This window comes from Pseudomonas putida, from assembly GCF_030159595.1.
Taxonomy (GTDB): Bacteria; Pseudomonadota; Gammaproteobacteria; order Pseudomonadales; family Pseudomonadaceae; genus Aquipseudomonas; species Aquipseudomonas putida_AC.
In genome coordinates this window covers 30,525-54,922 of sequence record NZ_BSKJ01000013.1, presented here as the reverse complement: position 1 = coordinate 54,922, position 24,398 = coordinate 30,525, and the positions used below count along the sequence as shown (strand labels likewise).

At 52.2% G+C, this 24,398-nt stretch carries 20 protein-coding genes; 10 read left to right on the top strand and 10 right to left on the bottom strand.

The window, feature by feature from the left end:
- Positions 1-137: 137 nt before the first annotated feature.
- The 3 genes from QQL85_RS23645 (at position 138) to QQL85_RS23635 (ending at position 3,342) form a co-directional block, all read left to right on the top strand.
- Positions 138-836, top strand: a complete 699-nt coding sequence (locus QQL85_RS23645) for a helix-turn-helix transcriptional regulator (RefSeq protein WP_284356910.1) — start codon at positions 138-140, stop codon at positions 834-836.
- Between the two features lie 90 nt (positions 837-926).
- Positions 927-2,435: an indoleacetamide hydrolase gene (gene iaaH, locus QQL85_RS23640; protein ID WP_284356911.1), complete on the top strand. Its 1,509-nt coding sequence runs from the start codon at positions 927-929 to the stop codon at positions 2,433-2,435.
- 19 nt (positions 2,436-2,454) lie between these two features.
- Positions 2,455-3,342, top strand: a complete 888-nt coding sequence (locus QQL85_RS23635; RefSeq protein ID WP_284356912.1) for a transporter — start codon at positions 2,455-2,457, stop codon at positions 3,340-3,342.
- A gap of 217 nt (positions 3,343-3,559) precedes the next feature.
- Here the strand turns inward: QQL85_RS23635 and QQL85_RS23630 are convergent, their stop codons facing one another.
- From QQL85_RS23630 to QQL85_RS23605, 6 genes are all read right to left on the bottom strand, one after another.
- Positions 3,560-4,507: an aliphatic sulfonate ABC transporter substrate-binding protein gene (locus QQL85_RS23630; RefSeq protein ID WP_284356913.1), complete on the bottom strand. Its 948-nt coding sequence runs from the start codon at positions 4,505-4,507 to the stop codon at positions 3,560-3,562.
- Positions 4,500-5,390 (bottom strand): ABC transporter substrate-binding protein, encoded by an 891-nt coding sequence (locus QQL85_RS23625; protein WP_284356914.1) that lies wholly within the window; start codon positions 5,388-5,390, stop codon positions 4,500-4,502. The genes QQL85_RS23630 and QQL85_RS23625 overlap by 8 nt, the downstream gene beginning before the upstream one ends.
- Positions 5,390-6,532 carry an LLM class flavin-dependent oxidoreductase gene (locus tag QQL85_RS23620; protein WP_284356915.1) on the bottom strand — a complete coding sequence of 381 codons (1,143 nt, stop codon included), beginning with the start codon at positions 6,530-6,532 and terminating at the stop codon, positions 5,390-5,392. Before QQL85_RS23620 ends, QQL85_RS23625 begins: the two co-directional genes overlap by 1 nt.
- A 20-nt stretch (positions 6,533-6,552) precedes the next feature.
- Positions 6,553-9,072, bottom strand: a complete 2,520-nt coding sequence (locus QQL85_RS23615; protein WP_284356916.1) for a TonB-dependent receptor domain-containing protein — start codon at positions 9,070-9,072, stop codon at positions 6,553-6,555.
- A gap of 86 nt (positions 9,073-9,158) precedes the next feature.
- Complete coding sequence (locus QQL85_RS23610; protein WP_284356917.1) at positions 9,159-10,106, bottom strand: FecR family protein; 948 nt, start codon at positions 10,104-10,106, stop codon at positions 9,159-9,161.
- On the bottom strand, positions 10,099-10,599 hold the full coding sequence (locus QQL85_RS23605) for a sigma-70 family RNA polymerase sigma factor (RefSeq protein WP_284356918.1): 501 nt from the start codon (positions 10,597-10,599) through the stop codon (positions 10,099-10,101). Before QQL85_RS23605 ends, QQL85_RS23610 begins: the two co-directional genes overlap by 8 nt.
- Before the next feature lie 618 nt (positions 10,600-11,217).
- Between QQL85_RS23605 and QQL85_RS23600 the strand changes: the two genes are divergently transcribed.
- Together QQL85_RS23600 and QQL85_RS23595 are read left to right on the top strand one after the other, a co-directional pair.
- The gene (locus QQL85_RS23600) at positions 11,218-12,522 is read left to right on the top strand and encodes an SIR2 family protein (RefSeq protein ID WP_284356919.1); all 1,305 of its coding nucleotides are present in this window, start codon (positions 11,218-11,220) and stop codon (positions 12,520-12,522) included.
- Positions 12,519-14,237 carry an ATP-binding protein gene (locus QQL85_RS23595; protein ID WP_284356920.1) on the top strand — a complete coding sequence of 573 codons (1,719 nt, stop codon included), beginning with the start codon at positions 12,519-12,521 and terminating at the stop codon, positions 14,235-14,237. The genes QQL85_RS23600 and QQL85_RS23595 overlap by 4 nt, the downstream gene beginning before the upstream one ends.
- 127 nt (positions 14,238-14,364) lie before the next feature.
- Here the strand turns inward: QQL85_RS23595 and QQL85_RS23590 are convergent, their stop codons facing one another.
- Positions 14,365-14,682, bottom strand: coding sequence for a hypothetical protein (locus tag QQL85_RS23590; RefSeq protein WP_284356921.1), 318 nt, complete (start codon positions 14,680-14,682; stop codon positions 14,365-14,367).
- Positions 14,683-14,847: 165 nt separating this feature from the next.
- Between QQL85_RS23590 and QQL85_RS23585 the strand changes: the two genes are divergently transcribed.
- Entirely contained in the window at positions 14,848-15,141 is a 294-nt protein-coding gene (locus QQL85_RS23585; RefSeq protein WP_284356922.1) for a hypothetical protein, read from the top strand.
- A 17-nt stretch (positions 15,142-15,158) separates the two neighbouring features.
- Here the strand turns inward: QQL85_RS23585 and QQL85_RS23580 are convergent, their stop codons facing one another.
- The 3 genes from QQL85_RS23580 to QQL85_RS23570 form a co-directional block, all read right to left on the bottom strand.
- Positions 15,159-15,554, bottom strand: a complete 396-nt coding sequence (locus QQL85_RS23580) for a hypothetical protein (protein ID WP_284356923.1) — start codon at positions 15,552-15,554, stop codon at positions 15,159-15,161.
- 61 nt (positions 15,555-15,615) lie between these two features.
- The gene (locus QQL85_RS23575) at positions 15,616-16,344 is read right to left on the bottom strand and encodes a metallophosphoesterase (RefSeq protein ID WP_284356924.1); all 729 of its coding nucleotides are present in this window, start codon (positions 16,342-16,344) and stop codon (positions 15,616-15,618) included.
- A 74-nt stretch (positions 16,345-16,418) separates the two neighbouring features.
- Complete coding sequence (locus QQL85_RS23570; protein ID WP_284356925.1) at positions 16,419-16,814, bottom strand: DUF6957 family protein; 396 nt, start codon at positions 16,812-16,814, stop codon at positions 16,419-16,421.
- 940 nt (positions 16,815-17,754) lie between these two features.
- Between QQL85_RS23570 and QQL85_RS23565 the strand changes: the two genes are divergently transcribed.
- The 4 genes from QQL85_RS23565 (at position 17,755) to QQL85_RS23550 (ending at position 24,397) form a co-directional block, all read left to right on the top strand.
- Positions 17,755-18,225 (top strand): helix-turn-helix domain-containing protein, encoded by a 471-nt coding sequence (locus QQL85_RS23565; protein ID WP_284356926.1) that lies wholly within the window; start codon positions 17,755-17,757, stop codon positions 18,223-18,225.
- Between the two features lie 64 nt (positions 18,226-18,289).
- Positions 18,290-19,009 carry a TetR/AcrR family transcriptional regulator gene (locus QQL85_RS23560; protein ID WP_284356927.1) on the top strand — a complete coding sequence of 240 codons (720 nt, stop codon included), beginning with the start codon at positions 18,290-18,292 and terminating at the stop codon, positions 19,007-19,009.
- Positions 19,010-19,577: 568 nt separating this feature from the next.
- The gene (locus QQL85_RS23555) at positions 19,578-21,023 is read left to right on the top strand and encodes a tyrosine-type recombinase/integrase (protein ID WP_284356928.1); all 1,446 of its coding nucleotides are present in this window, start codon (positions 19,578-19,580) and stop codon (positions 21,021-21,023) included.
- Positions 21,020-24,397: a hypothetical protein gene (locus tag QQL85_RS23550; RefSeq protein WP_284356929.1), complete on the top strand. Its 3,378-nt coding sequence runs from the start codon at positions 21,020-21,022 to the stop codon at positions 24,395-24,397. The genes QQL85_RS23555 and QQL85_RS23550 overlap by 4 nt, the downstream gene beginning before the upstream one ends.
- Position 24,398 lies beyond the last annotated feature (1 nt).

Genomic DNA, 24,398 nt, shown 5'->3' with positions numbered 1-24,398 from the left:
TGTCGCCAACCCCTGCGGCAGGGGTTTCGAAGGTGTCTCCACCTCCACCGTCACATGCTTAGCGCAGAGAGCTTGAAAAAAGCGGCCTACATCTTGCTTACGCTGAAAATTCAGAGCGAAGTGGGAGGTTAAGTAACATGAATGCTGCCCTAAGAGCCGATGAAATTGACTGCATGGCGGAGATCGTCTGGCTACTTTGCGAACACAGAGGCAAGGCTGAAGCACGCCCCGCAGTACTTGGCCTGGTTGCAAAACTGCTCAATGCTGACTACACGTCATCGTTCATCTGGAGTGAGGATTTGCAGCGCTCAACACGCCGTTGCTCAATCAATATCAGCGAGCAGTTACTGCATGAGTACGATCAACATCACCACCAGTACGACCTCGTCACGCCAACGATGCATCAGGTTGGTCATGCCGCCAACGTCGACAGTGCGATCAAACGCTCTACATTGCTGAACAGCCAGTTTTACTCTGAGTTTTTGAAGCCAGCCGGTATGTTCCACGGCATCAACGTATACTTCAAAGACAATCATCAGGACGTCGGCGACCTGCGGATCTGGAGGGGTGCTGGCGACCCACCGTTCTGTGAACGCGACGAAAAAATTCTCAAAGACCTTACACCGTATTTCGTTAGGTCACTATCAGCCCAAAAAACTGAGGCCAGATTGTCGCAGCGGGAAATGGATGTTGCAAAACTGGTCGCCAATGGTGCAAGTGATAAGCAGGTTGCACTAATCTTGGGCATATCCTTTACAACTGTTCGTACACATTTGAACAATGCCATGAAAAAATTTAAATGCACTAATCGCACTCAACTGTCTCGCTACTTCTGACGCCTCCTCAATCTTAAGGAGTTTCACATCCCTGCAGGCTCGGTAAGGTAATCACACGGCATCAACGCCGTGATTACAAGGATAAGAGCCATGCATTACCAACGCTGGATGAAAAGTGCGCCTTTTGCACTCCTTGCTCTGTCATCCGCCACAATCGCTGCTCCACTCGCTGACCCGACTCTGCTTTCCGCCTCAGAGGCGGCCAAGCAGATCTGCACTAAGCAGATTTCCAGTCGTGAACTTCTGGATGCCTACCTCGCCCGCATCGATAGCCATCAGAATCTCAATGCCTTCATCACGGTTGACATGGAAGCAGCCAAATTGAAGGCGGACGCTTACGATCAGAGAATCAAGAATGGTGAAGCCTGCCTTCCACTTGGGGGCGTCCCTATCGCTATCAAGGACAACATCCAGGTGGTTGGCTTCCCAAATACTGCAGGCACCCCGGCCCTGAAGGCTTATCTTCCGACGAAGAATGCACCAATTATCGCTCCACTGGAGAATGCTGGTGCAATAATCGTTGGTAAAGCCAACATGCAGGAGCTGGCCTATGGCACTTCCGGCTACAACACAGCATTCCACGTCAAGGACACAGTAGGTGTCAGAAACGCGTACGATCAAAGCCGCATTGCAGGTGGGTCATCCTCGGGCAGTGCAAGCGCCGTAGGCGCTCGACTCGTAGCAGCGGCACTGGGAACTGATACCGGCGGCTCCGTACGACAACCCGCAGCGCTAAATGGGATCGTCGGGCTTCGTCCCACGGTAGGTCGTTATAGTCAAACGGGTATTACCCCCATCTCTCCTACTCGTGATACCGCAGGCCCTATGGCTCGCACCGTGGCAGACGTCATTCTGATGGACTCGGTTATCACTGGGGAGAAAGCCGCAACCCCACCAAAAGTTAAGGAAATTCGACTAGGGGTACCAAATGAGTTTTGGGATGACTTGTCTCCGGAGGTTGCAGCCAAGTCTGAAGTCGTAATTCAAAAACTGAAAGACGCAGGCGTAAAACTGGTTCCGCTATCGATGCCCAACATCCATGCATTAAATCAGAAGGTCGGCATGCCAATGGCGTTTTATGAAGGCCGCAAGTCATTGGAGCACTATCTATCCGAAAATCAAACTGGTATGGAGCTATCTAAACTTGTCACACAGATTTCAAGCCCAGATGTGAAAGTACTATTCGAAAAATACATCATACCTCAAAAGATGCCTGGGACTGATGGTAAGTTGGTAGACGTAGCCGACGCCTACAAATGGGCAACCGAAGTTGGTCAGCCCGAAATGAAAAAAACATACACACAAGCTTTCAAGGAATTCAAGCTCGACGCGCTTATTTTCCCAACGACTCCAGATCTCGCGATCCCAAGCAACTTAGACTCCACATCCTTTCAGGCTTTCGGTCGTATGATCAAGAACACCGACCCTGGAAGCAACGCTGGCTTACCAGGAATAAGCCTTCCCATCGGGCTTGCTGGAGCGGCCAACTTGCCCGTTGGTATTGAGCTCGATAGCCTTCCAGGCACTGATAAAGAGCTTCTTGCTCTAGCTCTCATGGTCGAGAAAATCGTAAACACCCAAACACCTCCAGCAAAATAATAATTAAACGAGTATCATTATGATCAACTTCGCACTTAGCAAAAGTTCGCGGCAAATTCTCGGCTGCGCTGCAGTTCTGTTTGCGTGTGTTGCAAACAATGTTGAGGCTAACGTAATTACCTCGGAGCCGGGCGACAATGCGCCTTTACCGGCAGGTACAGACACCGCCATTTTATACTTTCAACATGCGGAACGGAACGCCGTCATGGAAGACAACCATAAGGTATCTGATGGATATAACCTTAAAAGTGATGTCTTCTTGGCACGCTATGTGAAATGGATTGACCTTAATGGGATCTTGGTAACACCGCAAGTGATCGTCCCTTGGGGTTCTTTGAACCTTAACGGTGATCGCGAAACTGGATTCGGCGACCCTTTTATTGGTAGCACCACATGGCTTTACAACGACCCGGTGAAAGAGCGCTATTTCAGTGTAGGAACCTTTATCGCAATGCCGCTCGGAGAGTACGACTCAAATCGCGGCGGAATGAACATGGGTGAGAACCGATGGAAAGGCGTACTGGAATTGAACTATGTCCACGCCTTAATTCCACACAAACTATACGGGGAGGTTACGCTGGAGCGGGACTGGTACGGTAAGAATGATGACTACCTAGATGGAGCCTTGAAACAGGCGCCTGCATTTGAAGTACAGACACACCTTCGGTATGTTGTGAATGAGAGCAACCAGGTCGGCCTAACCTACCTACGCACCACAGGTGGCGAACACGAGTTTAACGGTGAGGATTTGGGGGATGGATTGAATTCCAGCAAGTATCTTGTAACATGGGCACACTTCTTCACACCCAGAACTCAAATTCAAACGCAGTTCGGGCAGGACATTGAAGTCCGCAATGGCCCTAAAGAAAATGCCCGATTAAATATTCGACTCGCACATCTTTTTTAAACAAAGGCCCGCTCGCGGGCCTTTGTTTGTGTGCGCTAGGCATGGCGCGTTGCGCGTTAGCGCTACCAACTTGGCTGTGGTAGCGGCGCGGGTGACGAGGAGGTAAAAGTCCTCTGCCGACACAGCAGGCCAGTGAGATTGCGCAGTTGCTGCGGCCTCACTGGATGCCGGCCTGACTTACGCAGGGTGAGTTCGCCGGACGCTTACAAAAACGATGCTACTTTGAGAAATCGATTACGAAGCTTTCGACGTCCGGCTTGCTCCTGATGATTTTCTTCTCCGCATACCAAGCTGCCACGTTCTCAATATGCTTGGCTTGATCAGGCCCGACAGCAATCAGCTCTGAGGTGTTGGTTTCACCCAGTTGCCGAGCGACTTCCTCATTCTGATTACCCATTTGTTTGGCCCAAATGCGACCCGCTTCCTGAGGATGCAGTCGAGCCCAAGCATTGGTCGATTTGAGCACATCAAATACCGACCTGACCACGGCCGGGTGATCAGTGATGAACTGCCGGCTAATGAAGTAGCCAGCGGCATTCTCCGATCCGAGCTCCTTCCCATTGACCAATATCCTGCCGTTGTAATTCTTCACAGCAATCGAGAGATACGGATCCCAGGTCGCCCAAGCGTCAATGTGTCCAGAGGAAAAAGCAGAACCGCTGTCCGTTGGCGTGAGGTACTGCTTGCTTACTTCCTTCTCATCCACGCCTGCAGTCTGAAGCGCCCGGGATAACAAATACTCCCCGGTACCTCCCCGATTCGCTGCGACGGTCTTACCTTTCAGGTCGCTTACCGTCCGAATAGAGGAGTCGTTATGCACCACGATGCCCTCCCCGCCTGCTGGCATGGGCTGATAACCGAACATCACCATCGGAGTACCTCCTGCGATCGCTGTCACGAAAGCAGTCGAACTCCCACTGGTCATATCCAGTGAGCCACCATTGAGCGCCTCATATGCGGGAGCCGCAGCAGGGAATGGGCCCAACCAGGTAACTTTAACGCCCTGCTTGGCAAGGGCTCGATCGAGTTCGCCGCTTTCACGGACAAGTGAAAGATCTGATGGCCCCCTGAGATAGCCGATCCGAAGCTCGACGTCTTGAGCATTCGCGATATGAGTGTTGAACAGCGCAGCGAGAAGGGACGCGCGGATCGTAAGTTTACGCATGGCCACCTCCTGAAATCAGATCTACTCCTACCGGTTGATCAGGATTTCTACTCAGCCACCCGGCCTCGAACAGCGTTCTTGCTTGGCTGTATTGCTCCTTCAGAATTGAGCTGTTAGCCGGCAGAATCTCCCAAGAGCGCTTTGACAAAACAGTCGCCCATTCACGATCGGCTATCCCTGCTTCATGGTCTCTCGCGATGATGGCAGCGGCCTCATCAACGTGCGATGCAATCCACTCATCGTTCGCCTGCAGAACCTTGAAGATCGTAGCCGCTTGGTCTGTTGAGTTCGCAAGCCAGCGCTGTCGAGCCCAGTACATCGACCGATTGGGAATGAAGCTGCCCACCTCTGCGATGCTGCGTACATCCCCTTGCTTCAGTTGCTCGGTCAGGAGTGGGTCAAGCGCAGCCCATACATCAACCTCATTAGCCAACAACGCGGCCTGCCCTCTGCGACCAGGTAGGTCGACACTCTGGATGTCCTTGAGCGACAGACCTGCGCCGAGCAGCACCGTCGCGAGAAAATGATCCGTGTATGAGCCTGACGTGCTGGCAACACGAATGCCCTTGAGTTGCTTCGCTTCGTTGATGACAGAATCGTTTTTGACCAACAATGCGCTACCCTGCGGACGTGAGGATGTAGCACCTACATACGCTACGTCCAGACCAGCATTCTGTGCATAGATGGGTGGAGTGGAGCCGGTACCGACCCAATCAACCTTCCCATCTGCCAATAACCGGGCACTGTCTCTTCCCTCGGTATAATCCACCCACTCGACGTCCCACCCATGCAGCGCCGCGATAGGCTCAAGCACCTCTCGCCTGCGTAAGATGAACAACGAGAAATTCATTGGGTGGCTTCCCACTCGAATGACTTGGGCCATCAGTTACTCTCCCGCTCGGCAATTGGGCGATCCCAAATTGTGCCCCAGGTAAATCGCTGATCCGTGGAGGCTTCTTTCGATGGCGCATGCCGGGTGATTGGAAGGCGGGGTAACACTTGCTCCCCGAATCGATAGGCCTCTTCAAGCAGGGGTAGTCCGGACAGAATGAAGACATCAATCCCTGCAGCGGCATATTCACGCATGACCGCTTCGACCGTATCTGGACTTCCCACGATAGCCGTGCCCGGCCCTGGACGAACCAGCCCAATGCCCGCCCAAAGGTTGGGGTAGATTTCAAGATCACGAGCACGCTCAGGACGGCGATCGCCATGCAGTGCCGTCATCCTCGCCTGGCCTACGGAATCAGAGCGTTGGGCTAGCGCTTTACGGCTTTCAATCGCGGTTTCATCCATGCTCGCATAGAGCTCTTCCACCGCGTCCCAGGCCTTCTCGTCTGTATCACGCGTGATGACGTACAAACGTATGCCGTAGCGCAGCGTACGACCATGTACTGCAGCTCGAGCCCGAACCTGTGAAATTTTCTCAGCCGCTTGAGTCGGGGTTTCACCCCATGTCAGGTAGGTATCGACATGCTTGGCAGCCACTTCCTGGGCCACTTCTGAGGAGCCACCGAACCATAGCGCAGGTGCGCCATCCGCCCTTCCAGGCATCGCAATCTTTGCATTGCGTATGTCGTAATATTTGCCCTTGAAGTCAACAGTCTCCCCCTGGAGCAGCGGTTTTAGAACACTGAGGAACTCGTCGCCGAGCTCATATCGCTCATCATGAGACATGTTCAAACCATAGGCGCCGAGGGAGTTCGCGTCACCGCTGACCACATTGAGCAGGACACGCCCTTTGGAAAGCTGGCTGAATGTGAGGGCCATCTTCGCTAACAGCGTGGGCGAGATTAAACCTGGCTGGATCGCCACAAGGAAGCGGAAATCCTCCGTGAAGGGGATCAGCGACGCACCCAGAATCCAAGGGTCATGGGCGCCTGTTGCCAGAAGCGCGCCCGTGAAGCCCAGGTGATCAACAGCACGAGCAACCTGCTGCAGGTACGGGTAGGTCATGGGACGCGAGCCGGAGATCGTCCAAGGCTGTGGGCCATCAGGTGCGGTCAGATACCAGTAAACTTCCACGTGTTTTCTCCTGTTAACTATTACCAGCGGGTGGTTACGGAAAGACCGAACGTGCGCGGCTCCCCGAAGAAGATCGCGTTGCCACCAAACGTGGTGGGTAACGAGTGATTTACGTATTTGCGATCAGTGATGTTCTGCGAGTAGAGCGAGACGCGGAGCTTTTCGTCGGATGATTCCCAGGCGAGGCTAGCGTTACCCAAGGTGTACCCTCCTTCTTGCAACACCGAATCGGTCTGGTTGTTGGCGAAGAAGTACTGCCGGCTTCGGTAGCTCCAGTCCGTTTGAGGAATGAGGTAGCCACCAATCTCCAGGGGATAGCGGTACTCAATGTTGAACGTGGCGCTGACGCTTGGCGCCCGGACGAAGCGGTTTCCTGAGTAGTCGTCGGAACCTGATTGGTAATCTGTGAACTCGGTGTGCAGAAGGCCCACCCCGGCCTGGAGATGAAGGCCCTCGATAGGCGCCGCTTCGACCTCCAGTTCAGCGCCTCTTACCTTGCCGCTGCCACCATTGGTCAAGGTGGATACTGAGCCAGTATTGGTACCCACAACCGCGTTCAGCTGAATGTCTTTGTAGTCGTAGTAGAAGACGCTACCGTTGATATTCAGACGGTTGTCAAACCACTCCGACTTGAACCCCAACTCATACGAGGATAGGTATTCTGGCGAAACGGTGGCGACCGTAGCCTGAGTCGTGGCGCCAGTGTTGAAACCGCCCGAGCGGAAGCCGCGCGCGTATCGGAAGTAGACTCGAGCGTTGTCTGAGATTTGGTATTCCGGGGTGACATCCCAGGTGAAGTCGTTCCAGGTCTTACGTTCGTTCTGCGCCGCTGTAACGACCAAAGGATTCGACACACTGCTACGTGACCACCAGTGGTCATTGGTGAACTGCGCACTCCCCACCGCCGCTACGCGATCAAGGTCGATATCCTTGGTCTCGGTTGTCCAGCGAAGCCCTGTCGTCAAGCTCAACGGCTCGGAAATCTGCCACGTCGTACTGCCAAATACGGCAAAGCTCGAGGAGTCCTGATCAGTCTGAGTGCTGTTGAAGTACGGGTTGACGTAGGTACCGTCGACTACAGCCCGCGACTCGTTGTACTCAAGCTGCTCCTTGAAATAGTGCAGGCCGGTGACCCAGCTGACAGTCTGATCTTTGGGAGAAGCCAGCCGGAACTCTTGAGACCATTGCTTACTGTGAAGATCGCGATACCCCCTGGAGAGGTCGAGCGGGGTGTAATCGCTGTCGCCTCGAATGGTACGGGTGATGTTTTCGAAGGCGGTGATGGATGTCAGCGCGAGGTCGCCCAGCTGCCAGTTCAGCGTGGCAGATGCTCCAGAGTGCTCGAGTTCGTCTCGACCATCGACGTTGTAATCAACGTTGGTGCGAGAGAGACGCGGGACGTAGCCATAAGCGTTGGCACCGTTTGCGCCTCTTGCGAGGACGCCTCCCGTACTACCATCCAACCCGTTTCCATTACTGTCGAATTTCCGGTAATGCAGGTTGAATACACCGTCAACGCTGTCACTGAAGTTGACGGCTAGCTGACCGCGAAAGGCGTCGTCTTGAGTGTCACCGCTACGGCCACCTAGCGTATTGTTATCAGCCAGACCATCACGCTCGTTGTGCCGAAACGAAATCCGTCCCGCAATCTTGTCTTCCACCAAAACACCACCGCCGGCGCCCTCTACCGTGCGATTGTTTTGGCTACCGGCGTCAAGCTTCAGATAGCCAGGGTTCGAAACGAAGCCAGGCCTGCGAGAAAGGAAATTGATTGCCCCAGCAGTCGTATTTTTACCCCACAGTGTTCCTTGAGGGCCCTTCAGCACCTCAACCCGATCCATGTCGAATAGAGGGAAACTGGTGGCATCAACGTTGTTGATGTACACGTCGTCGAAGTAGATCCCGACTGGGCTGACGGTGTTTGCTCGCTGATCCCCAGTACCAATCCCTCGAATCCACCACCGTGGTCGCTGATTATCGATCGTCGCGGACGAGGTGTTCGGGATGAAGCGCGTGACCTGAGTAGCGCTGTTTCCAGCGTTCAAATCATCGATACTGCGTCCGCTCACTACGCTGATAGGGACAGGCACTTTCTGGGCGCTGTCTTCCCGTTTTTCAGCGGTTACCAACACGTTTGCCAGACGCGGTGCCTGCGGCTGACTAACCGTTGGAGCAGTCGCTGGGGCAGCGGCCGCTTGGACAGGAGAGTCGCCATTCAAGACGGTGACGGCGCCTTCCGAATCGCGCTCCAGGCGGAGGCTTGTGCCCTTGAGTGCACGAGACAATGCTTGGTCTACGCTCAGCTCCCCTTCAACAGCGGGACTAGTCAGCCCTTGAGTGATCCGTTGATCAAAGATGATCAATTGGCCGCTTTGCCTGGAGATTGCAAGCAAGACTGAGTTGAGTGGCCCCGAGGCAATGGAGTACCGAGCCACCTGAGTAGCCGCCTCGGTCGAAGTAGCAACAAAGAGTGCGGGTGTACTAGCCAGCGCGATGGCCAACGTCAATCGATTCAAGGCTTGGGTAAAGGGCGGATACATATCTGACCGTCTCATGTTGTGTATGCCTTGAGGACGGCCAGCGAAAATCTATTTCCAGCTCTTCGATAGAACGGTTTTGCATGAGCTTATGCAGCGTCAATTTTTACCCAAACGTCCCACACTCTCGTCACCTTGATAGGCGCAATCCGAGACAGCATCGCCAGTGCGTGATCAGTATTATCGAGGGGTAAGATGCCGCTGATTGGGACATTGGCTACGTCAGCCGAGAGCTGGATGACACCTCGGCGGTACGGCCTGATTCGCTCGATAACGTCTACCAAAGGCAGGCTGTTGACCTCCAACAGGCCCTTCAGCCAAAGTGTTTCGTCAGCTGCGGCAACCCCAGTACGCAGCTCCCCTGCATCATTGAATCTCGCCCATCGACCTTGTGCCACCCGAACTCGTGCCTGACCATTCTTGAGTTCCAAGTCTCCGTCCAACGCTACGAGGTAACCTCCGTCACGCTCACACCGGACAAGCAATCGTTTTTGATTGGCACTCAATTGCCAACCCGCAGCATTGATCAGGAAAGGTGTGTGACCTGGGCGAACATCCAGAATGAGTTCGCCGCGATGGACTGCAAGCGAGCGCTCACGCTGAGTCACACTTGGACTTACACGGGTAGCAGAATTGAGAGTCACCCGGCTTCCATCGGCCAGATCATAGGACTCCCGCTCTCCAATACCGGTGTAGAGATCACCGGGCCAAGCGAAACCAGTACTTCCAACCCTCGACAGTATGGCTGCTGACACGGCGCAGGCCGTGATGGCAAACATCCCATTGATGAATTGCCGTCTGGATGAGGGCGCATTCAAGCTCCGGGAAATTTGCTGTGAGCTCAGCTTGCTGAGTGGTGAGTCTCGGATGGCCCCAAGCCTGCTAACTAACTCATCCATGCAGCGTGCATGCTCATCGGAAGCGTCTCGCCACGCCATAAAGGCCGTCGCTTGCGAAGACGTGACGGAACCTGAATTCATGATTGCCAGCCATCTGACAGCTTCTGAAACTACGCCCTGAGAGTGTCCCTCACTCATGCGGCATCACCTGAAACGCTGCCATGTAAGCCTTCTCCATGTGCTGGTGCACCCGGCTCTTGGATATGCCAAGCGCCCGTCCAATTTGTTCATAGGTAAGCCCATCGAAGAGACTGAGCACGAACGCCTGCTTTGCCTGTCGAGAGACCGCCGACAACGCCTTGTCCAGCGCGACGATGTATTGCATCACCTGGGCATGCTCTTCCGGATCGACAACCGTGTTATGAGGCTCAGTTGCAAGCGAAGCGAGGAACGCTCGCTCAATATCCTCACGCCTCCAGCTGTCGATGATCAGCCGCTTGGCAATAGTGCTCAGTAAGGTCTTGGGTTCTCGGATGCTGCTGAGATCATCCATGCGTAACACCCGGACAAAGGTGTCTGCTGCAACGTCATCAGCACGGAATCTGCATCCAAGCGTGCGACTGACCCGGCTGCGCAGCCACTGGTAGTGCTGCGCAAACATCGCCGTGAACAGGTGGTTTGGAGTAGACATGGTGCTTTCGGATGCGAACGGGGCGGCCACTATCACACGCCTAAAACGCCAAAAAAAGGAATTTAAAATAATTTATTTATTCTATTTGGGAATATACAACTATTCAATGATTCCAGATTGAATCCTAAGCTATTCCCCTGCAGATCGACAAAGATCGGCGAGATAATCTGCAATATCGTCGGCGTTAAACTTGCGTATGCCAGCAATCCAATGCAGTGAGATATGCGCTGGTTTGGTCTTTTGTAGCGATACTGCTCTTCACTGTTGCTGCGAGCTCACTTTGGTCTGTGATCGTCGATTCTTTGCTTCTTGGGCACCATGATCGCTTTACCCAATGATGGACGCTTATGGGTTTAGCTACGCCATCGGAGCGATGATGCCCGACTGAGCAAATCGTTTCCCCGCAAAGCTGCAAGTCTCCAGTCTTAATGCAAAAATTGGACAGATAGGCGATGAGTCTTGTAACAAGCCAACCATGCTCAGCCCATTAACCCACTACCGGCGACAAAACGCCGATGGCATTATGCCCAGACTGCGTTACCTATAGGTTTCATCACGCGCACTCGACCGGCTCGTAGGGAGCCGTCGGGATTCGCCGCACCCTCAAGGATCGTGTTGATGTCGAACCAAAACGCCTCGCCAGCCGTAATCCCGCCTGTAGACCCGGTAATCCCTTCAACCTCTCCAGTGGCACCTGTGGAGCTTGATGCCAACCGTAAAGGGCTTCAGGCATACCTACCCCCTGGAGCTTCTGATTGGGCGCCGTTAAACGAAGAAGCGTTCAACGTCCTCAAGGACGTAGAAACACCTGATCTAGCGAAGATCGTTTCCAACCGATCAGCGCTGTCGGACATGCTCGCTGCAGCACTGCAAATTCCCAATCTAGGTTTTTTGGCGGGAAGCGGGACATCTTTAGGTGCACCCGGCGGGCCAAGCATGTGGGATCTGTGGAAGCGCTCGATGTGCAGGCCAGACTCAGGGGATCCCACAGAAGCTGCTGCACGTGTGATGGACGTGGTGCGGTACAACGAAACCATAAACCCAAACATCGAGCATTTCCTCTCGCAGTGCGACGCCTATCTCGCATTCAACAAGGACACCGCTGTTGAAGGGTTCGTCAGCGAGGTTAAAGCAGTCATCCTAGATTCATGCTCGGCTTTCCTACGGGCCCAGAACGCCGATATTTCTGCTTACAGGCAGTTGCTGCAAAAGCTGGCGAGACGACGAGTCCGAGACCCGCGCCTCAAGGTTTTCACCACGAACTATGACATGTGCTTCGAGACAGCAGCGTCTGACCTCGGGATGATGGCCATCGATGGATTCTCCTACACCCGTAGGCGGCGGTTCGATGGTAAGCATTTCAGCTACGACATCGTCAGGCGAGAGGCTGAAGGTCATGAGTTCGCAGAAGGAGTATTCCAGCTTCTGAAATTGCATGGATCGGTCAGCTGGAGCAGAGAAGGCACGGAAATCTACGAGGACACAGCGCCCACACCCGCGAATGCGTGTCTGATCTACCCTGCCAAAGGCAAATACCAACAGGCATTCCTGCAGCCTCATCTGGAGCTTCTGTCACGCTATCTGGAGTTTCTGCGACAGCCCAACAGTTGCCTCATCGTCGCGGGCTTCGGCTTTAACGATGATCACCTCTCCGAACCTATTTTCTCAGCAATCCAGTCCAACCCAAGCCTGAAACTCATACTCTGCGATTTCCAGTGCATCACGCATCTGCATAACAGGGGGCACCATGGCTCGAGTGACTATTGGGGTAGATTCCATGACCTCGCCAGGCGTGGCCTAGACATCCACTTCATCAGTGGCTCGTTCAGCAACCTGGTCAGCCACATACCGCACCTGAGAACCGCATCACCTGCAGAACAGTTGGCTAATGCTGTGAGACGCCTGGGGAGCCAAAACGCATGAGTTCTCTCGACGGGATTTTGGCCAGCAATCTCAAAATTGGCGTGGTTTCGAGTGTGAGCGCCCACCTGGTTAAAACCAACCTTGCCCATGCCGGCAACGTGAGCGGCCAGTACTTGGGCCACAACCGATACGGCAAGGGTGAAGTTGGCGAGCTCGTGCTCATCGAAGGCCAACAAGCAGTGCTACTAGGACGCATAACCGAGGTGACACTGCCTGACAGGGATCGCACGGAAATTTCCCAAGACTTTGCTGGCAGCCGCCAAATCGATGCGATCGGCTTCATACGGCTGCTGGGCTCCGTAAACCCACAATCTCTACGGGTCACTGCGGGAGTCAGCTCATACCCACGGCTTGGCGATCGGGTCTATTCCGCTCCAGGAAAATTTATCTCCCAGATTCCATTACTGACTTCAACGGGGGTAGATGGCGCGCCACCTGAGGTAGCATTGAACCTTGGTCACGTTGCCGGGGATGGCGGATTCCCTATTGCCGTCACTCCCGAAAAAATTTTCGGACGGCACTGCGCAATCCTGGGCTCCACAGGCGGCGGCAAGAGCTGGACGACATCCAAGCTGATCGAGGAGTGTCGCCGCTTCTCAGCCAAAGTAGTACTGATCGATGCCACAGGTGAGTACCGCTCACTCGTTGGTGATGACACGATTCATTGCCACCTCGGTAGCCCTCTTCATCTGGCCGAAGGCTCTGTAGAAGTCGCGATTCCGCCGACTAGCTTCACCGAGTCCGACTTCATTGCCCTCTTCCAACCATCGGGCAAAACCCAAGGCCCTAAGCTGAGGGAGGCGATCAAAAGCCTAAGGCTCGTACATCTCGCACCAGACCTGTTCCCGAGACACATCGTCTGGAAGGTAGACCAATCGAAAGAGGTCTATCGCGAGGCCATGAACAGAGACAACAACGCAAGCCTTGTAGGAAATCCAACAACGCCATTTAACCCTCGTAAGCTGGTACCTCAGTTGGTGCAGGAGTGTTGCTACCCCACCGCTTTCAACGATCCAGAGCGTTTTGGGGGTGCCAGTAACGAGATCTCCCACTGCTCATCCCTGATGACCCGCATCCTCGGTGTGATGGAGTCGCCATCGCTGGGCTGCGTCTTCAGTCCTGCTGCCGGCATTCCCAATTTCGTGGATCAACTGGACAGCTTCATTCGCAGCGACAAGAAGCTGTTCAGGGTCTGCTTGAGCTCAATTGGATACGAGTTCAACGCCCGTGAGGTGGTGGCCAACGTTATCGGAAGACTTCTACTACAGCGAGCCAGGGCTGAGGTTTTCAGGACAAAGCCGCTAATCACTATCCTCGACGAGGCTCATAATTTCCTGGGCAAAACCGTCGGTAACGAGGATGACCTACAGAATCTGGATGCCTTTGAACTGATCGCGAAGGAGGGTCGAAAATACGGGCTGAACATTTGCCTGGCGACCCAGCGACCGCGCGACATAACCGAAGGCGTGCTCAGTCAGATGGGTACCCTGCTCGTCCACCGGCTTACCAACGACCGTGACCGCGAAGTGGTTGAACGAGCCTGCGGTGAGATCGATCGCTCCGCTGCTGCATTCCTGCCAAACCTGAAGCAGGGTGAGGTCGCGATGGTGGGTGTGGATTTCCCGATCCCGGTTACGATTCAGATAGCCAAACCAACCCAGCCACCCAAGTCTGATGGCCCCAGCTTCCAAAGCACTTGGGGGAAGCCAAGCTAGTCTACTACCCAGTGGCGCCCTTCTATCGTTGAAGCGCGCCACTTGCGGTCGCTGCAGGCTGGCGAAAATTATTCATCAGCAATAATTATTGCTTTTCCATAATTCGACCTAAACCGTGAGCTTACGGTCAGCAAGGCTCTCCACCACCCTCCTTGGCAGATTTAGTAACACGTCCGAAGGCGTCATCACCCAAAATAGCGTCGCCTTTCTCATCGAACATCACAGCAAGCCACCGCGCCCGCTTCATCTCAGCCATGTGCGAGAAAAAGCAGCTCTCGCACAGGTGAAGCTCATACTCCTCGCCGCAATGCGCTGAGCCTTTGCCCCATGACGCATGCATCGTTCCGTACTGAGGCTCACTTTCGCCATTTCGCGTAGACATACAGCAGACATCGCATACCACGTTGATGGCCGTTTCATGTTCACCTGCTTGCGTGGCCTTCATACCACACCTCCGCAAACTGCCAGCATCTGTCTAGCCAGACCCCATAACTCTATGCTCAGCTTCCAGCGCCTAGATGCGAGGAGCCTGCCCCTGACGGGCCAGTAACAGGCGATTGAGTGTACGCATGATAATCTTGCCTCAAGTTCAATCTCTGGAGCATCCCGCTTGAGCACGCTAGCTGCGCCCGGTTATTACGAGTCACTGCTTCACGCTCCCTCTTTCTCCAGCGACCCCGTCGGCAAACGCCAAGCCGAGCGTTGGAAACGTCTGGTGGATGACATCCACAAATCCACAACTGAGCAAGACCTGCGCGAGGCCCGAGGGAAGGCGGAGGGTTATATCATCGGCCTAATGGAATGTGGTCATCTACCACCAGATGGTGAACGCGACTACGTGATTCTAAGCTCGATTCATCGCCGTCAGGATTTTTTGCGTACCCTACTCGCGACGCTCAACTGATCCGCATACTAGACCTTTCAGGCGCCCGCAAAGGCGCCTGGCTCGCTCGTTGGAGAAGCGTCAGGTTGGTCTGCGCTTGTAATGAAGGCTCGAAGACTCTTCCGGCCCGCTCCGCGCTTGAATGAAGTCAGAACAAAATTCCCTGCCTTTGTATCACCCATCCAGAAGCGCCCTACTCTAATCAACGAGAAGATCGGCGTGGTCGTAAGCAAATATGCCCCTGTGCGCTTCTCAATAAGCCCTGGAACGATCTGACCAACCACGACCCCGACTGCGCAATCGTTCGAAATTTCAACGTCGCTCAGATAGGCAGTGATCGGCACAGGATACTGCTGACCCATCGCTTGTATGATGCGCGTGAGCTGAAAAATCGATGGTTCTTCACCTCGGTACCTGATGATCTCATCTGTCATGTGTACTTGCGCTCCTGCGTCCAATTCAACACCCTCTGAGAGCTATCGCTCCTAGAGGCGCTTAGATTTCAATGATGAAGTCCGGTACAAAGCCGGTCTTTTCACCTGGATACCCTCTGGGGTTCGATATGAGCCGACATCCCGAAACGACCCTTTCGACCGCGTAATGGGTATGGCCGAAGATCCAGGCATCAGCCTGCGAAACTAGGTCATGCCACTGGTTGAAGTACGCAGCACCGAGGTGGCCTTCATGACCATCACCAGCGACCTCTTCAATCGGGCAATGATGCGTGATGACGACGGTCTTGCCTCCGAAATCCTTAGCCAACTCCGTAGCCAGAAAGTCCCGCGCACAAATGTTGCGCGCGATGAGATCGACAGGCCGAAGCTTTCTAAAGCCCTCGCCGATTCGGATCTGGTTGAAGTCGCTCATCCACTCCCAGCACAACGACATCGCTACGCGGTAATCCCCTGTCGACGTAAAATCTGTCCACGCCGTCGCCGCTAAAAATCTGACATCACCAACGATCAGTGTCTGGTTATCCAGAACATGAACATGCCCAGTTGCCGCCTGTTGCATCTTCGTCAGCGTGCGGTCTAAGTGCCCCCGGTAGAACTCGTGATTCCCAGGGACGTAGATCACTGGACAGTCGAACGCCGCGTTTGCCCACTCGACCCCTTGACCGCGCACCGAGATGTCTCCGGCGAGCACGACCAGCTCGACATCCAGCTGAGGTGGCTCGAACTCCGAAAACTCATTGTGCAAATCCGAGTAGACCGCAATCTTCATACCGCGCTCCATAGGGTAGCGTCGCTACTCCCGGGTCAGTCCGAAGGACGACCGGGCTGCAAAATCTGCAATGCTCAAGGACGAAATGACAACACCAACTCGAGTGATGCTTGCTTCCTGTATCCGTCCCCGACAAGCAGATAGATTGTGTTGCGAGTCTCGAACATCCATGGATGCTCATGCGAGACCGCATAGGTTGATCTCACCCAACTGCCGGGTACAAAACGCACTCGACTGTCGTAGATGACTTCATGAGCGAGCACGAGCATCGGTGCGATTCCACCCGGCAATGGCTCAACCTCATTCGGGGGGATTTCGACAATGATCCATCGCTTCACGAGGCAGAATGCTTTTCCAGGAAAGCGCTCCTGGGCGGCTTTAATTAGGTCAGCCCTCTCACCCGCCCACCCTTTGGCGACCTCGCCGGCGCCGTATAGGAATGACATCGCGTCCTCCAAAGAGACGGACATACCTCAGCTCCTCGTACTTGAAAAATTTGTCCGCCTTGAGTGATAAGTCCGTAGGTCGGGTTCGCCTCAGTACCGTCGTCGAAACGGGTCTCTGTAAGTGGCCGCATCCAGAATTCGGATTGCTTCGTCATCTCTGGCGGAGCGAGCAGCTGCACTCTGTTGACGTTCAGATAGACGACCGATACGCCTTTACACAAAGAGTCGGCTGCTTCGGCACTCGAGACGATATGCATAGACGGCACAAGGCATCCGCCAACGAAGCCACTGACCAAAAGAGATTTGATAACTCGAGACTTAAGCAAGCTCATCGCCTACTGACTCTTCACTGCGGGAACCTCGCTCAAGTAGACCTCTCCTGAGTCAGTGACAAACTCAAATTTCGGTCTCTGCTCACAATCTGATATCAAACGAATCTCGGACAGAGGCTCAAGGACGAATGACGGCTTCTCAGTCAGCACAGGTGGTGCTAGCAAGTGAATTTTGTTCACCTGTAAGAAATCCGAGCTCTCGCCGTTGCAGACACGCTGTACCAACGCTATGTCGCTGAAGAAACGAGCGATCGGGCCAATTCCATCTTCATCAAGACCTACACCCTCGATCAAGAAGCTGTACCGCGAGCGATCGAGGCGGATACGGTTCCAGAAAAGCAGATCATCGTCCCCACTTGGAAACGTCCCCTGAAGCTCACTTCGATTAGTCAAAAACACGTCTAGTCCTGATTTCCTGGGGTCATACCACAGCAGTCGTCGGCCTTGTGGCGGGGCTCAACGAGCTAATCTCATTCAGTCAATTGATATAAATCGTTCAGTCGCGACAGTCGCTCTACAGGCCCAATACCCCTGCGCTGAGCACAAAATGCCATGTAGTTTCACGCGACACAATATACCCAATGGCGTGAAATCGATCAATGTGGCTTTATCCTTGCTTTTTGGGGGCCATCATGGTCACACGGAAGACGCTAGCAGCTGTCATTCGTGAAGCTCGCGCCATTGCAGGGACGTCCAGGGATCAGCTGGTCAGCAAAATTCACCCTAACCATCTGCATAACCTTGAGTACGCCAAGAGCGGCGCCACGCTCGAGAAGCTTGCCGAGCTGTGTGAAGCCCTAGGGACAGATCCACTTGCCCTTCTCGTCATTGCCTCCAGCCATGATTTATCAATCACCCCTCAGGCTCGTCTGACCTCCATCAGCAGCGAGATCGATCGACTGTCTGACCTAGGCCTGGTCAAGGGTCTGGCTAAGCACATTCAGAATGGCGAGCTCATAGTCGAGAGAAGCGGCAGAAGCATCCCCCCAGAAAAACTGAAAGCAGTCCTGCAATGCAAAGATGAAGGAATGTCACAGAAGGAAGCCGCTGAGCTTGTCGGAGTTTCAACCGCAACAGTGAGTAGGATCTGGAGGAGAACCTGATCTCAATTGGCCACGCGTGCCAACAAAATGTACCATGGCGTCTTTTTTATAACGCCCCATATTCATGACTGACTCATCAAAAACAAAAAATCCGGCCTCCGAAGTGATTTGGTCGGGTACTGCACTGCACATCATTAAAGCTGCCGCTAAGATTATCCAAGACGACGGACTTAGCAAAGCGACCATGCGAAATATCGCATCAAGCGCAGGGGTACAACCGCCCCAGATATACAGCCACATCGGTGATCGAGACAAATTATTAGAAACAGTTGCCATCTATCTCTGGACTGAGCATCACAGCGCCACTATTTTAGGTGACGATCCACTTACAGACTTCCACCATGCAATCGACAAATTTATCTACTTTGGATTAAGTCACTCGGAATTATATCTATACGTGAGTCGTCCTCAACAAGGAGCAGGATCCAGGTTATGGAGCCATCAATCAGACTTCTTGAGATTCCATCTTAACCGAATCGCCAAAGCGCGACATTTACGTGGAAGCGTAAGTCAAGCAGTAGATTTTTTGCTGCCATTCTGCATTGGGACAACGATCACGTGCATGAATGCACTCAGCCAGCCAAGTGACGTGAGCTGGCTAGTAATGAAGGCGGTTCAACCACTCATTGTGCGGGATAAGAATCATCCAATCGAATCTCAAGAAAGCATGAAGGCGTCAGCGCTAGCCGCAGCCCTAGCGACCAGCATATATGAAGTGAAGAATTTCACTTTAGGGGAGAAGCTCCTGTTTAAGGAGCTGCTGACGCGTCTCGCCTCCTCTTGAATTGAGACGACCATCGGCTCCACCTTTGGCGGGCGCACAGCTCGGAGCCTGACGCCCAGTCCACCCAGCAGAAGAACAGCTCCGTTTCAGCTACCCGTTACGCCATCTAAATGCCCGCCCTTCCCTTCACAGAGCCGTTGTCAGACAGCGCTCAAGCCTGATTCGCGGAATACGCGATAGCTATGACCGGCCAAAGCGTGCAGCTGAGGCCGAACAGAAATGTGACCCACGTCACATTTTTCACTCCGCGAAAATTTTCCAAGTGACCATTGACAGAACGAGTTAACAATAGATCTGCAAGCGAAAGGAGACGTAGAAATAGCATTCGTCTCACGCCTATGACTTGATGAAAAGCACATCGGCCGCGCGAACTTTCCCATAACGGTTAGGGGCGACCCACGGTCAAACCACACCCCAACAGTAACGATGTTATATAGTGCTATATAACGCCGTCAAGCAGCATCGACACATACTAAAAACCTTGTTCATAAACATGCAGCAAGGTGCAGTTGCACGCTTAAACACCTCATGTCAGCATTTTCTCAGCCCTCAACTTCGGAATTGAGAAATGCTTGTCGTAGAAAATGCAAAACCTAACAATCCACCTTCGCCACCGATAATTATACCAGCCCAGAAAAACGGTCGTTCTTACTACACGATTGTCTCTCATGACAAAACAACCGACGACTTCTTTAACGCATGGTCATATCAGCTTAGAAAGAAGAAATCAAAGAACACTAATAAAGCATACACTGAATACAACGGTGTACTTCTAAGCTATGTTCACCATATCGCATTCCAGCATGGAGAATTAACAGCTCCACTGCTATCAGAAGCTATTGAGCACTATGAAAGCTTTCTTGTTTTCGGTACAGAAAGCGATGTTCCAATGGTACGTAGAGCTGCGCGCGCACTGGGTAATCGCAATTTAAGCGGCAGCTCTGTCGGGGTAGCACTCGCGGCGCTGAATAGTTTTGTCGATGCAAGTGAACGCTTTCGTCTCGGTATGATTGAGCTTGAACAGCGCGGTTATATCGCTTCGAAATCCCTTTCAGGGTTTTCCCTAGCTCAGACCGTAAGGATCGAGTCGCCGCAAAAGGTACGCACAGCTATCAAAGAGAATAGCTGGCTTGCGGGATGCTTGGCAGGCGGCGCTCGTCGAATCAAGCGCAAAGGTCTATCTGCAATTTCGAAACCATCAGACCTGGCTCATACAGATATGTATGGAGGAGATGAGTTTGCATTCCCGATCGATAAATGTGCAGAGCTGATCCGCAGCGCCACATGTAGTCGTGACCGAATGTTGTGGAGCTTACTCGCTGCATGCGGCGCACGGGTTTCGGAAGCGCAGACGATGCTCAATATTGATATTGACCCCAGCTTAGAAGAACACCTGAGTCGAGTTCGAATTATCGACCCAGATACGCGGCGAAATGTTTTGATCAAATATCTCTCAGAAGAAGAAATTAACGGTCTTCCTCACAAGGGGCGCGCTCACCCACAAACATTTTTGATTGAGCCGTTCGCTTCTATGTTCTGGATAGCACTTGAAGAATACAAAGCAGATCTTCGAAAGCAAAACTACATGGCACCCATTACGCATGATTTCCTTCTGAGAAACCTACAGACTGGCGCCCCTATGACGAATAGCTACCAAACTCTATATGAGCGCTTTAGAGATGCAGCAAAGAAAATTACGGGTAGGCAGTATGGTTTCCATAGCTTGCGCCATATGTACGGATACTATCTGGTAAACCACTGCCCGAATCCGCTTCCGGGAAGCAATAAAAAGTACGGACTCCCCCTCGAAACCGTTCAAAAACTTATGGGGCATGCACGCCTAAAAACGACTAGACGCTACGCTCGCCAGGACGCGCATCTACTTCAAGCAACTTTAGCCGCTGCAAACATGGCACGCCTCACTGGCGGGCCAAAAACAGTGATCGAAGCACGAATCGCTTTTCACAATGAAGAAATTACTCGCTTGAAACAGCTTTCTTTGGAGGCAAAATGATTAATCCATCCAGCACTAATGCCATGTGGCTGATTCATGATAATGAAGTTGGGCCTGCTTTTGATCTTGCGATGTCAGATGCCCGCCACCGCTTCTGGAAAATTTATGGAGTACCAAATGGGGGGCGACAGAAAGAACTCCTTGAAAGCTTGAATAAATCCGGAATTCGACCATTCTCAAAACTAACGAGACCTCAAGTAGACGAGCTAGTATACTGCTGCTTCAAACACCACCCAGGCCGCGAGTCAATTATAGCCGAATTGCTTCCCACAGTTGCCCCTGAGCGAATTCAGCAACTCAGTTCGGTTATGAAAATCGCGTTTATCCGCCTTTGGATCGAGCGAAAAGTTATTCTGCCGATCAAATGGCAGTGCCCTATACACTGCGATCGAATCCTAGACGACATGATCAAAGAACAAATACCTCTGGGAAACTGCCCGCTGCTGGCCAAAATCCGAGGCATCAACCCGTATTCGAGCATCGGCTATACCGGCCCAATGTCGTTAAAGAACCGCGAACTCAGGTCGACTTTTTGGCTCCGCTTAGTTCTCGGCTCTAATCTCTACGAAGCAGACAACTTCACCGCCGAAAATGCCCGCGATCTGATACTTCGGAGTTTTGGTGCACGCTCCGAACTAGGAAGATTCTATACGGACGATTTCTCCTTATTTGTTGCTGATGCTGCTTCAAATGAATGGTTACGCCCTGCAATTGACAAAGTCCTTTCCGAAAACCGCGAAGAGCTTATGAAAGCTAGAGCACTAAAGAAGACCCACTTCAAAGAAACAAAATCTGCTAAAGCCCATAGAGCAATGGTAGAGAAAACCCTCGAGTTCCTTGAGGGAAGTGATCATTCCGTAGCAAAACTGGCCCAAACTTTCGGTGAAGTCAGGCATGTAAGGAAAGCATTTGGGATCTTAAAAGATGAAGAACTCCCCGGAGGGCTTACCTTACTACCACAAAAAGTAATTGATTTTTGCAAGATGATCACATCAACTTTTAATGCTTTCATCCGGTCGCGACGCATCCAGCGGCCCGACAACTACAATATGGCGCTGTCTTTCCTTATAGCTTATTGCGGCCCATACTTGTTCAAATACTTCATGAATCGCGACGGCAATCTTAACGATTACCCAACAACATTCAATGACTTTACCTGCGCGCTATACATTACTGCTGATCACGACCTTCTTACTGAGCTCAACGTACTTAAAAAGTCCCCACCTGAAACGCTATTGAAATTTATAGAAGAACTGATCGAACTGAACGAGCTTTCAGCAGACACTCACTATCAACGTGTCTACCCGCTTGAAGACTTCATAGATTACATTATTTCACAGGCAGGCATTATCCCTCATTCGGATCAGGTTCGAAATAGTTTTTCCACTGATTGCTATCCAATGCTGCGAAAGCGTAGCGGAACGGTAAAAAAAACCGTTCCCCGGGCTTATTTTGCTACGTTCCTAAGCATGCTTAACTCACTGGAATATCTAACGATGCATTTGAATGAGATGGCCGATGGAAAAATGAACGGACTAGTCCAAGGCGAACTCAAAATCCCGAACATTAACGAACTGATGTATAGCTCTGAATGGGCTGGACTTTGGGGCATCAAAGGACAAAGTTGCCAGTGCATTGATTTTTCAACATTAAACTATACCCCAATATTTTATTATGACGGAAAACCGCGCCGATTTGAGTACATTCCGAAGTTTTATAGGATTTCAGACACACATATTGACGGCCGTCTTCAGCAACGTGTAGTCATGAACGACATTCGCATTACACAACTCATGTGCGAGACCGGTATACGACAAAAGCATCTCCTTTGGCTCGACCTTGATCGCTATAAAACTCATGCGCATAATCTTGGGCGACCTCTTGACGCGCTTCTAGTAAGTACCGACAAATCTCATGGCGAGTGGACGGCTATTGCATCCAAGAGGGTTATGGATCTATTAGAACGGCAATCCAACTGGTACGAACGATGCATTTCGCCTGAGTATAAGGAGAAAATTTGGTACAGTTTCCAGAAAAACTCATCATTTGGGAAGCTCAGACCTCTATTCAGACTGCATCTAAATCAGAATAGCTGGGCAAACTATGAAAGCTATCATCTCATCCTACTTTGCCTAGATTACTTCATAAAGACCGAAGTAGTCGACACTAAGCAGCCAAGTCTTGTTTGGCTCAAGCCAGCAAACCGCACAGATGAACCTGGCGATATCAAAGACTACTCAATCGAAGGCCTCAGCAAATTGACGTCAAACATTGTAACAAGTGACTGTACACCACATGGTCTAAGAGCAGGCTTCGTCTCGGAGGCGATTAAATTTCTGCCTCCAAGCCTTGTTGGTCAGTGGCTGACCGGTCAATCGGAGCCGTTAGTCAACTATTACTCGATATTTGATCCTGATGATATCGGCATGTCTCATCAGCAAATGCTATGCAATGCGCTGATGAGCAACCAAGACAAAATTTCGACAGGCGATTTACCAGACCTGGCTGCAGCAATTTCAAGCATCAACCAGAAGATACTTGGGGATATTGTTCGAAACCCCGAGATCGCGATTTCCAAGCACAAACTTATGAGCCTCTCAAACGGCAAAAATGAGAACGGACTTGATCGCCTGATAGCCAAGGAGGTGAGTGAATTAGCATTCAACCCAACTCACATCTGCCCATTCAATAACATCTGCCCCAGCGAGGTCGTTGCGCTGTTCGGAGAGAAGAATTGCTGCTCGGCTTGCCCTTACGCAATTCGTGGAGTAGCACATCTCCCAGCCATATCTGCCAGAAAGGATAAATACAAAGAGCTGCTTTCCACCAGCCTCAAGCTTATTGAGGAATATTTGACTCGTAAACCGTCTGCAAGGATTCGCGAAGAGCTGGAACAAATGGAGTTAGAAAACGATCGCTTCGCTCGCGAGGCCTGCTTGCTAGAAACCATCGAGCAAGAACTGATATCTATGCACGATCGAGGCCAAGACCAAGATCTGGCTGTAAAGAACAAAGAGGAAATCTTAATTCATTACGACAGACTAAATCTTACTGAAGAATCAGGGTTACTCAAGCGACTCATTGACGTTCAGAATTTCCCCGATGCAAGCAGCGAGGATCTTACAATGCGACTTGCGCACCTGCGCCATGCTTTGCTGATGAGAGACGGAGATATCGCAGCCCTCTTGGGTGTTGGCGAAAATAAATCCATCCCCCTCCACACTAAGGTAGCACGCCAGATCAGCACTATGATCAAGTCTGGCGCTATTGACGAGTTCGAATTATTCGGGATCAGCGCTGGCGGAGAAGACACCCTAAAACAACTTGCAATTCAAGCGGCAACTGCACCGAGGCTGACACAAATGGTTATGTGAA